At 72.9% G+C, this 10,757-nt stretch carries 5 protein-coding genes and 1 pseudogene; all 6 read right to left on the reverse strand.

Annotated elements, in window-relative coordinates; all coding sequences use genetic code 11:
- Positions 1 to 349, reverse strand: a pseudogene (locus NL1_RS34410) (hypothetical protein); the annotation flags it as partial.
- Between the two features lies 1 nt (position 350).
- Positions 351 to 1,997, reverse strand: coding sequence for an FAD-dependent monooxygenase (locus NL1_RS34415; RefSeq protein WP_067848718.1), 1,647 nt, complete (start codon positions 1,995 to 1,997; stop codon positions 351 to 353).
- A 64-nt stretch (positions 1,998 to 2,061) separates the two neighbouring features.
- A complete protein-coding gene (locus tag NL1_RS34420; protein WP_067848720.1) occupies positions 2,062 to 3,078 on the reverse strand; it encodes an AfsA-related hotdog domain-containing protein in 1,017 nt (338 codons plus the stop codon).
- A gap of 4 nt (positions 3,079 to 3,082) precedes the next feature.
- On the reverse strand, positions 3,083 to 3,862 hold the full coding sequence (locus NL1_RS34425) for a thioesterase II family protein (protein WP_084511373.1): 780 nt from the start codon (positions 3,860 to 3,862) through the stop codon (positions 3,083 to 3,085).
- The gene (locus NL1_RS34430; protein ID WP_067848722.1) at positions 3,859 to 6,927 is read right to left on the reverse strand and encodes a type I polyketide synthase; all 3,069 of its coding nucleotides are present in this window, start codon (positions 6,925 to 6,927) and stop codon (positions 3,859 to 3,861) included. Before NL1_RS34430 ends, NL1_RS34425 begins: the two co-directional genes overlap by 4 nt.
- Positions 6,924 to 10,757, reverse strand: a 3,834-nt coding sequence (locus tag NL1_RS34435) for an SDR family NAD(P)-dependent oxidoreductase (RefSeq protein WP_156095184.1), incomplete at its 5' end; no start/stop codon positions are given. The genes NL1_RS34435 and NL1_RS34430, both read right to left, overlap by 4 nt.

Genomic DNA, 10,757 nt, shown 5'->3' on the forward strand with positions numbered 1-10,757 from the left:
GTGCGGTGCGCAGCGCGCGGCGACGGCCGATGCCCTCGGCCGTGGACACCGCGCCGCGACCCTGCTCATGCGTCGCCGAAGCGCTGCGCTCGTGCGACGCCCACGCACCGTGTCCGTGGTGCGCGGCAGCGCTGTCTGCGTGGTGCGTGGCCGCGCTGTGCTCATGATGCGTGGCCGCGCTGTGCTCATGATGCGCGGCCGCGCTCTGTCCACGATGCGTGGCAGCGCGGTGTCCGTCGTGCGCGCCGTGCTCGTGATGCGCGCCCGCGGTGTGTCCGTGTCCGCCGCACAGGTCGTCGTGCGGCGGCGCCTCGGCCAGGGCGGCGGCGAGGATCTGCGGGGAGCACATGTCAGGAGACCTTCCGTCCGAGCGGGGTGGGCACAACACCGTGCGGCGCGCGGAAGCCGGGCAGCTTGCCGAGCAGTTCGTCGAGGTCGAGCGTGGGGGAGGCGTCGGCGACATAGCCGTCCGGCCGGATCGCGATCAGCTTGCAGCCCGCGAGCTCGTGCTTCGGCGCGAAGCCGGGCGGGGCGTAGAACACCTCGCCGAGGTCGGGCACGGTCGTCGCCGACGGATCGCCGGGCACGATCACGTGCAGCCGGAAAGGCAAGCCCGACTCCTTGATTCGCGCGCGCAGCATCGACACCCGCCCGGCGTCATCAGCCGACGGCGTCGCGTCGAGCACCGCGACAAGCACGTGCCCCGGCGCGGAGAGCAACCGGCGCAGCCCGATCGCCGCGCCGTCCGGGCCGACGAGGACCGCTTCCGGGATCGCGCGCCCGAGCGCCCGGCGCCCGCCCCGCTTGCCGACGGCGGGGCTGTGCCGATAGTCGAGTTCGTACTGGGCCAGTGAAGGCACCAGCCGCTTCTCCAGCAGCCCGCCGCGGCTCAGCGTGCCGAGCACCAGGTCGCGCAGCGCGCGTCCCGGACGGGAACGCACCGTCCACAGCTTGGTCTGCCGGTCGGCGGCCTGGATCACCTCGCGCGCGATCGGCATCCGCTCGGACTCGTACCCGGCCAGCAGCACCTCGGCGTCGGCGCCGCCGCTGATGATCGCCGCCAGCTTCCCACCGAGATTGGCCGCGTCCTGGATGCCGGTGTTGAGGCCTTGCCCGCCCGCCGGGCTGTGCACGTGCGCGGCATCGCCCGCCAGCACGCAGCGGCCCGACCGGAAGGCGGCCGAGTGCCGCATGTGCACCAGAAACCTGGTGGCCCACTGGAGTTCGTGGATCTTGATGGGATACGGCGCGCGCGTGTCGACCAGCCGTTGCAGGTCGTCCACGGTGGGTGCGGCGTCCGGATCGCCGCCGATGCCGCTGGCGTCGGCGAAGACCCGCACCTGGCCGTCCGGCAGCGGCACGACCACGAGCACGCCGTCGGGGTGCAGGTGATAGTGCGCCTCGCCCGGCGGCACCGGCGCCGTGATGACGCCGTCGCCGAGCGTGTAGGACTGCGGATAGGTGCTGCCCTCGAAGGTGATTCCGCTCAGGGTGCGCACCGCGCTGTGCGCACCGTCGCAGCCCACCACCCACTGCGGGGTGAGTCGTTCGACCTCGTCGCCGCGGCGCAGCAGCACGTCGACGTGCTCGCCCCGATCGGTCAGCTCCAGCAGTTCGGTGCGCCACTCCACCGGGACGCCGAGCGCCCGAAGGTTCTCGACGAGCACGGATTCCACCGACGGCTGGGTGATGATGAGCGGCTCGGCGTCATTGCCGGTCTCCGGCCCGAAACGAACCTGAGCGACGGGACGTCCACCGGAGAAGTAGCGGGCGGCGGTCATCGGAAGGCCCCGCGCGCGGACCGCGTCCCCGGTGCCGTGACGGTCGAGCACGTCGAGGGCGCCGTCCCACATCGTCAGCGCGCGCGCCTGATTGGCGGGCCTGTCGACGGCGCGATCGATGATCCGGCAGGTCAGGCCGTGCCTGCGCAGTTCGGTGGCCAGTGCGAGACCGGTCGGACCAGCGCCGACCACCAGCACGTGCAATGTCTCGGTCATCGCCGGGCCTCGCTGACGCTCGGCTCGGTCATGACCGATGGTGCTGTGTTGTCGATTCGCTCGCTCATGCCTGGTGCTCCGTTCGGTGCAGGAAGGGATCTTCGTGGCCGGTCAGCTCCGCCAGCTCGAGCGCACCGACGGTGAGGACCTTGTCGAACTGGCGCAGTTCGAGCTCGACGCGGGCCGTGCCGGGCCGCGTCGGATCCAGTGGCGTGCTGCGGCATTCGATGGGGGCGCCGAACTCGGCGAACTGCGAGAAACGCGACGAGCAGGACATGACCATCGCGTTCGGGGTGCCGAGCATGCCCTCCCTGACCGCGGTGTCGATCGCGGCCTGCCGGAAGCCCTCGATGATGAACGGGCCTGGCACGTGGTCGTAGTCGTGATCGAACATTGCGGGGTGACGGCGGTCGGGCAGCAGCGGATAGTCCCAGGCCGAGCCGACCGCGACCGGAGCGCCGATCACCACGTTGCGCGAATCCCGGCGCCCGACGGCCGCCGGGGGCAGCGGCGCGGCCGTGTAGTCGGGGCCGCCCGCGGCGACCCGCCCGAGCTGGTAGGCGCGCAGCGCCTCGTAGTCGGCGCGGGCCAGGAAGACCACGTCCGCGCTCAATTCCATGGCGACGCGGCCGTCGACGGTGAGATCGCCCGCGAGTGTCAGGTCGCTGAAATCGGCGCTGCGGTCCACGCGCGAGACGATCTCGTAGCGGAGAACACCCTGCAACGGGGTCCTCTCGTCGTCGCGGAAGGCCTCCCGATCGGTGACATCGAACTCGTAGCGCTGCATGCTGAACGGCAGCCCCACCGGGACGCCGACGTGCTGGTGCAGGATCACGAACGAGCCCTGCCGCGCGGCCTCGGCCATCGCGAACGGATCGTGGTAGACCGTGGTCCGGTCGTACCAGAGGCTGTGCGCCCGCGGGACCTGCACCGCGGTGTAGAAGGTGGAATCGCCGTCGGCGACCGAGTCGGAGACGAACACCTCTCCGAGTGCGCGCCGGTGCGCGTGCGACCGCGCCACAGTGCGATCGAAGGTCAGCGTGGAAGGCGTTGCGGGGAACCGGGTTTCGGTTTCGGTCATCGTTTCACTCCTTGCCCATCGGTGCGGCGAGACCGCGGCGGATCGTCCGGAGCACGCCGGCTTCGGACTCGTCGAGGTAGAAGTGGCCCCCGGGGAACTGACGCCACCGCGCCGTCGCGGTGGTGCAGTCCTGCCAGGCGGCCAGCTCTTCGGTCGGGGTCATCGGGTCGTCCACGCCGCCGAGGGCGGTGATGGGGACCGAAAGGGTGCGTGCGCCGCGATAGCGGTACTCGGCGCCGAGCATCAGGTCGGCGCGCAGCGTCGGCGCGAAATGCTCGGCCAGTTCGGGGGAATTCAGGATCGCCTCCGGCACGCCTCGGTACACCTGGTCGACGAGCCGCAGCAGGCCGGTGTCGTCCTCGGGCAGCTCGAGGGCGAACTGTCGCCGCGGGTGCGCGCGGGCCGAGACGAACAGGTGCTCGGGCGGCAGTTCGGCGTCGGTGAGCCGCAGCGCCACATCGAAGGCGAGCAGCGCGCCGAGGCTGTGCCCGAACAGCGCGACCGGCCGCGGCACGTGCGCCACGACCGCCTCGGTGATGTCGGCGACCAGCGGCTCCCACTGCCTGGCGTGCGGTTCGCGCCAGCGCGGCCCGCGTCCGGGCAGGGTGACCCACCACAGCTCGATCGCGGGGGCGAGCTGGTCGATCCAGGGCTGAAACATCCGCGGATTGCCGCCCGAGTGGGCGAAGCACAACAACCGGATCGCCGGATTGACTTGCGGGCGTGGGCAGGTCAGCACGCCGCGGTGCCCGGTAGGAAGCGGGGCGGCCGTCGAGGCGTTCACAGCGACCCGCTTCCGACTTCGTCGCCGGTCACCGCGGCGGCGGACTCGGCCTCGACGATCACCTTGGCCAGGTCGCGCGCGCTGCCCTGTTCGAGCACCTCGAGCAGCTGGGCCAGCGGCACCACGGTGCCCGACTCGGACTCGATCTCGTTCTTCATCTCGACCACCACGAGCGATTCCAGTCCGTAGTCGCGGATCGGGGTCGCCTCGTCGATCTCGGTGATGGGCTTGCGCAGCGCACGCGCGATCCGTTCCCGCACGAATCCGGTGAGCGCGTCGAGCCGGGTCGGCCGGTCGACGTGGTGGGCGCGCGCCAGCGCCACGGGGCCGGACGGCCTGCGCTTGGCCGTCGCGGGGCGGACCGTGGCGTGCACATGCTGCTCCTCGGCGACGCGCCGTTCCGGCAGCCAGTGCCTGCTGCGGTTCCAGGGGTAGTGCGGCAGCGGAACCCGGCCGCTCGGCGCTCCCAGCACGGCCGACCAGTTCAGGTCGTGACCGCCGAGGTAGAGCTCGGCGACGCTGTGATCGAGCGACTCGGACCGGGACCGGTCGCGGCGCAGGCTCGCCGCCAGGATGACCGAGCGGTCGAGTTCGCCTGCGGCCGAGGCGATATCGCGGATCAGCACCGGATGCGGGCCGACTTCCAGCACGGTGGTCAGCGCGGCGTCGTCGGCCAGCGCCGCCTGGATCGCGGGCGCGAACAGCACGGCGTCGACGAGGTTGGCCGCCCAGTGCGCGCCGGTGAGGTGTTCGCCGGTGACGCGCTTGCCGGTGACGGTCGAGTACATCGGGATGGTCCCCGGCACGGCCCGCACCGTGTCGGCGTGCGTCGCGAATTCCGGTGCGCACGTGGCCAGCAGCGTGCTGTGGAAGGCGTATTCGACCGGCAGTTCCTTGGTCGACGCGCCGCGGGAGCTCGCCTCCGCCGCGATCCGGCGCACGGTGGGCGCCGGGCCGGTGATCACGGTCGAGCGCGGGCCGTTCACGGCGCCGATGGTGACCTCGGACTGTCCGGCCAGCAGCTCGGTCACCGCCGCGGCGGGCAGGGCGATGCTGCACATCGCGCCGCCGCGGGCGTGCCGCTCGGTGAGCGCGGCCCGCCGCACCAGGATCTCGAAAGCCTGCTCCCTGGTGAGCATTCCGGCGACGGTCGCCGCCACGATCTCACCCATGCTGTGCCCGACGACGGCGGCGGGGCGCACGCCCCACGACTGCCACAGCGCGGCCAGCGCCAGCTCCACCGCGGCGATGCACACCTGCGCGATATCGGTGCGGTGCAGCCTGGTGTCGGACTCGGCCGCCAGCAGCTCCTCCCACAGCGACCAGCCGGCCAGCTTGCGCACGAGCACGTCGCAGGCGTCGATCTCGGCCCGTGCGATGGGCTCGTCGGCGAGCAGGCGGCCCATCTCCGGCCACTGCGAACCCTGCCCGCTGAACACGAACAGCGTCCGGTGCCGCGGCGCGTTGCCGATGTGCCTGGCCGCCTTCGCGGTACGGGCACGGTCGACCAGCTCGTCGACCGTGTCACCGGTGAGGCATAGCCGCACCGGTAGATGCGCGCGCCGGGTGGCCGCGGCCGCGCAGATCTCGGCAGCGGTGGCGTGGTCGGCGGCCGCGAGCAGATCGGCGTACCGACCGGCCAGCGCTCGCGCCGACACCGCGCTGCGAGCCGAGACAGGAAGCAGCAGAGCGCCTTCCGCGTGCGGATCGACCTCCTCGCGCGGCGCGGCGGCCAGCACGGCGTGCACGTTCGCGCCGCCGAAGCCGAACGAGCTGATCGCGGCCAGCTTCGGGCCGGTCCCGCCGCCGAGCGGGGTGCGCCCGCGCGGCAGGCGCAGTCGCGTTCCGGTGAGATCGAGCTCCGGGTTGGGCCGCTCCAGATGCAGGTTGGGCGGGACCTCGTCGTGTTCGAGCACCAGCATCGCCTTGATCAGGCCCGCGATGCCCGCGGCGGCTTCCTGATGCCCGAAGTTCGTCTTGACCGCGCCGACCGGGCACGGCTCGTCGCCCGCCCCGTACACCGCGCGCAGCGCGTCGAACTCGATCGGATCGCCCAGCGGCGTCCCGGTGCCGTGCGCCTCGATGTAGACCACGTCGGCGGGTTGGGCCGCGGCATCGCGCAGCGCGCGCCGCAGCAGGTCGGTCTGGGCGCGCGGGCTCGGTGCGGTCAGACCGTTGGTGCGTCCGTCGTGGTTGGCCGCGGTGCCGCGGATGAGCGCGCGCACCGATCTGCCCTCGGCCTTGGCCAGCGACTCCCTGGTCAGCACCACCATGCCGCAGCCTTCGGCGCGCACGATGCCTTCCGCGCCCGCGTCGAAGGTGCGGCAGCGCCCGCCCGGCGCGAGCGGAAGCACCTTCTCGGTGACGGTGGTGGACAGCGGCGACAGGATCGTGTTGACCCCGCCGACAAGCGCGATATCGCAGTCCCGGTTGCGCAGTGCCCGCACCGCGAGGTGCACCGCCATCAGCGAGGACGAGCACGCCGTGTCCACCGCCATGCTCGGACCGGACAGGTCGAGCAGGTACGACAGCCGATTGGCGACGATGCTGTGCGCCCCGCCGGGCGCGGTGTAGGCGTTGATGCCCGACGGATCGGCGAACTGCATCATCATGTAGTCGCTGCCGTAGACGCCGAGGAAGACGCCGGTCGTCGCGGCGCGCAGCTCGGCGGGTGTCAGCCCGGCGTCCTCCATCGCCTCCCAGGCCACTTCGAGCACCAGCCGCTGCTGCGGGTCCATTCGCTCGGCCTCGGCGGCCGAGATACCGAAGAATTCCGCGTCGAAGCCGTCGACCTCGGCGAGCAGCCCGGCGAAGCGGCTGCTGTCCGCGATGCGCGGGGTGCGGCGGCCGTCCTCGCTGTCGAACAGCGGCGTGATGGCGTCGTGGCCGTCGCGCAGCGCGGACCAGTAGGCGCCGAGATCGTCGATGCCCGAGGGCATCCGCACCGCGGCGCCGAGGATCGCCGCGGGTTCGGTGTGCGAGTCGACTGTGGCTCGCAGGGTTCGGATTTCGCGCAGCGCCTGGCGTAGTAGCGCGCGCCTGTCGTCGTTCGGTTCGGTCGTCATCGGGCATCCCCTTCGGAGGACAGGTCGAGTTCCGCCGACAGGAGATCGGCGAGTTCTTCATCGGTGGCCTGGTCCAGGTCCGCGTCGATCTCGGGCCGGGCGTGCTGCGGTGTCGGCGCGTCGGGCGCGGGCTCCGACGTCGGGAACATCCGTTGCGCCAGCTCCTCGACGAGCTGGTCTACGGTGGGGTGGGCGAAGATCAGGCTGGCCGGAATCCGTTGGCCCAAGCCGGTTTCCATGCGGTTGCGCAGATCGACCGCCATCAGCGAGTCGAAGCCGAGGTCGCGGAAGGGCGCCGTGGGGTCGACCGGCCGCGTGGTCCCGACGATGGACGCGACCTGGGCGAGCACGAAACCGCGCACCAGCTCGAGCCGCTCGGCGGGATCGTCGATCTCGTGCAGCGACAGTGTCTGTACGACTGGGCCACCGGTGGTTTCGCCGCTGGGCAGCAGATTCGCCAGCAGCTCGCGGGCGACGGGCGGCGTGCCGGGACCCGCCAGCGTCGGCAGGTCGAAGGCGGCCGCCGCGAGGACCGGGCCCGGGTCGGCCAGCGCCGCCTCCAGCAGGTCCATCGCGGCCTCGGTTTCCAGCGCGGGCACACCGAGGGCGGCCAAGCGGCGTTCGCTGCCCACCTGGGCGGCCAGGCCGATCGCGGCCCACGGACCCCAGGCGATGCTGTGCGCGGGCCGCCCCTGTGCGGCCCGAGCCGTGGCGAGCGCGTCCAGGTAGGTGTTGGCCGCCGCGTAGGCACCCTGGCCCGGCGAGCCGAAAAGCCCGGCGAGCGAGGAGAACAGCACGAAATGGGTGAGCGGCTGATCGAGGGTGGCCTGGTGCAGGTGCCAGGCGCCGCGCGCCTTGCCCGCCAGTGCCCGCACCAGCCGCGACTCGTCGAGATCCGCGACGACCGCGTCCTCGAGTACGCCTGCGAGGTGGAAGACGCCGCCGATCCGGCCTGCGCCGGTCAGCACCGCGCCGAGCGCGGCGGCGTCGGCCACGTCGACGGCGGCCACGCTGATCTCGACGCCACGCGACCGGAGCTCGGCGATCACCTCTTCGGCATCGGCGTCCGGCGCGGAACGACCGAGCAGCAGCAGCTTTCGCGCGCCGTGCTCGCTGAGCCAGTCGGCGACGCGCAACCCGAGCGCGCCGAGACCGCCGGTGACGACCTGGCACAGCTCCGGATCGATGGTCACCGAGCTCCGGGTGCGCGGCACCGGAACCAAGCGGGGCACGAGCGCCTCCCGATCGACCGAAACCTGCTGCGGCGCCTGCGGATCACGCAGGACGGTGACCAGGCGATCCACGTCGGCGCCGCTCGGCGCGGCGGGCAGATCGATGACGCCGCAGGACACTTCGGGATGCTCGGTCGCGATCACCCGGCCCGCGCCCCACAGGCTCGCCGCCGACAGCCGCGCCGGACGCGCCGCGCGCTGGGTGTCCGGGGTGAGCAGCCACAGCCGCGGCGCTTCCCGCCAGGTGTGGCCGATCACGAACCTGGCCAGCTCCACCGTGTTCGCCGTGTGGCTCGCCGCGACGACCGGGTCCTCGACCGCGCTCGCGTAGGCCCGCGCGTCGATGATGCCGCGCAACCCTTCGGCGGATTCGTCGGCGGCCGCCACGGCCGCCTCGTAGTCGTGCGCGTCGGTGCGCACGACGCGGTCGCCGCGGGCGGTGAGGCGTTCGGCCAGTGCCGCCAGGGCGGGGTGCTCCTCGCCGAGGACCAGCCAGCTGCCGCGCGAGGCGCGCCCGCCGGTGGATTCCAGCGGCTGCCAGGCGAGCCGGTACAGCCTGCCGTGCTCGGCGGCGGACGCTTCGGCCGTGGTGACCCGGAAGTCCATGGCCGAGAACAGGACTCGTCCGTCCTCGGTCAGCACGACGAGGTCGGCGATCAGATCCCGCTCCCCGTACTCCACGATCCGCGCATGGCACCAGACCTCGGTGACGGGCGCGGCCGGAGTGGCGAACTGCACGCGGGTGGCTCCCGCGGGCAGGGCGAGCGCGTCGGTCAGTCGCGGTCCGGCCGCCGCGGCGACGGTGTGCAGGCAGGCGTCGAGCAACGCCGGGTGCAGACCCGCTGCGTCGGCGGTGAGCGACGCGGGCAGCGTGAGCTTTCCGACGGCTTCGTCGCCGCCGCGAGAGAGCTGGGTCAACCCGCGGAATGCCGGGCCGTAGTGCAGGCCGTTCCCGGCCAAGCGCGCGTAGAACTCCTCGAGCGGCACCGGCTCGGCACACCGCTCGAGCAGCTCCGGGATCTCCGGTGCGGGTCGATCGGTGAGCGGCGCGGCCGCCTGGTCGAGCCAGCCGCGCGCGTGCGTGACGGTAGCGCCCCGCGGATCGGAGACGATCACGAATTCCGAACGCCCGCCCGCGGATTCGACCACGAGCTGGAGCGGCGACGAGGTCCCCGGCAGCAGCACGTGCGGCGCCTCGAACGTGACGTTGGTGAGCACCACGGTCGGCGTCTCGCCGTCGGCGAGAGCGCCGGCGGCCCGCGCGGCCGCGCCGAGCCAGTACGCACCGGGGACGACCGGCACCTCGTCCACCACGTGATCGGCGAGTTCCGGCGCGGCCTCCGGCTGCAACGGCCACACACCGAGCTCGGGGTGCGTGGCGATCCGCACGCGAGGCCCGAGCCAGCCCTCGGCCTTCGCCACGGCGGCGGCCCCGGCATCGGCGCGAAGCAGGGGGTAGCGCTGGGCATTCCAGCCCTGCGAGGGGATCGGTACCGGACTGGTCGGCTGGTAGAGGCGGGTCCAGTCCAGGTCGGCGCCGCGGGTGTAGAGCAGGCCGAGCGAATGCAGGAACGCGAAGACCTCGTCCTCGTCGCGCCGGGCCGAGGACACCGCGACCACCTCCGCGCCGGGTGCGGCCGCGCCCGCGATCTCGGTGAGCGAGCGGGTCAGCACCGGGTGCGGCGCGATCTCGACGAACGTGTCGTGGCCCGCGTCGAGCAGCGCGGTGATCGCCGTGTCGAACAGCACCGTGTCGCGCAGGTTGCGCGCCCAGTAGTCGGGATCGACGAGCGTATCGGTGAGCGGGCCGCCGGTGACCGTCGAGTACAGCGGCACGGTGGGCTGCCGTACCGCGATGTCGCGCACGGCCTCCCGGAGCCGGGGCCGCAGCGGTTCCACGGCAGGGCTGTGCGCCGCGAAGTCGACGGCGATGCGCCGCGCGAACACCCCGTCGGCCTCCAGCCGCGCCACGATCTCGTCCAGCGCGTCCGGCTCGCCGGAGATGACGGTCGCGCGCGGCCCGTTCACCGCCGCCACCGACACCCGGTCGCGGTACTCGGTGAGCGCCGAATCCACCTGCGCCGCGTCGAGTTCGAGCAGCGCGAGGCCGCCGCGTCCGGAGATCTCGGTGAGCAGGGCGCTGCGCACGCACACGATGAGCGTGGCGTCGGCCAGCGACAGCGCGCCACTGACGTGCGCCGCCGCGATCTCGCCCATGCTGTGCCCGCAGACCGCCGACGGCTCGATGCCGAAGGCCCGCCAGGTCTCGGCCAGGGCGACCTGCATGGCGAACAGCGCGGGCGGCACGTGGGCGGTGCCCTGCGCGACGATGCCGCGCTCGGCCGACCACAGCCGCACCCCGAGCAGTCGCTCCAGCTCGGCCGCGCAGCGGCGCATCGCCTCGTCGAAGGCGGGCAGCGCGGCGGCGAGGGCGCGGCCCATGCCGTCCCACTGTGAGCCCTGCCCGGGGAAGACCAGCGCGGTGCGCCTGGCGCGACGGCCGGGCGCCTGCGGCTCGCAGACCCCGCGCACCCGTTCGCCGTCCGCCAGCGCGAACAGGCCGTCGATCAGCTCGTCGACGTCGCGGGCCACCACCGC

Origin of the sequence: Nocardia lijiangensis NBRC 108240, from assembly GCF_001613045.1 — a bacterium.
GTDB classification, from domain to species: domain Bacteria; phylum Actinomycetota; class Actinomycetes; order Mycobacteriales; family Mycobacteriaceae; genus Nocardia; species Nocardia lijiangensis.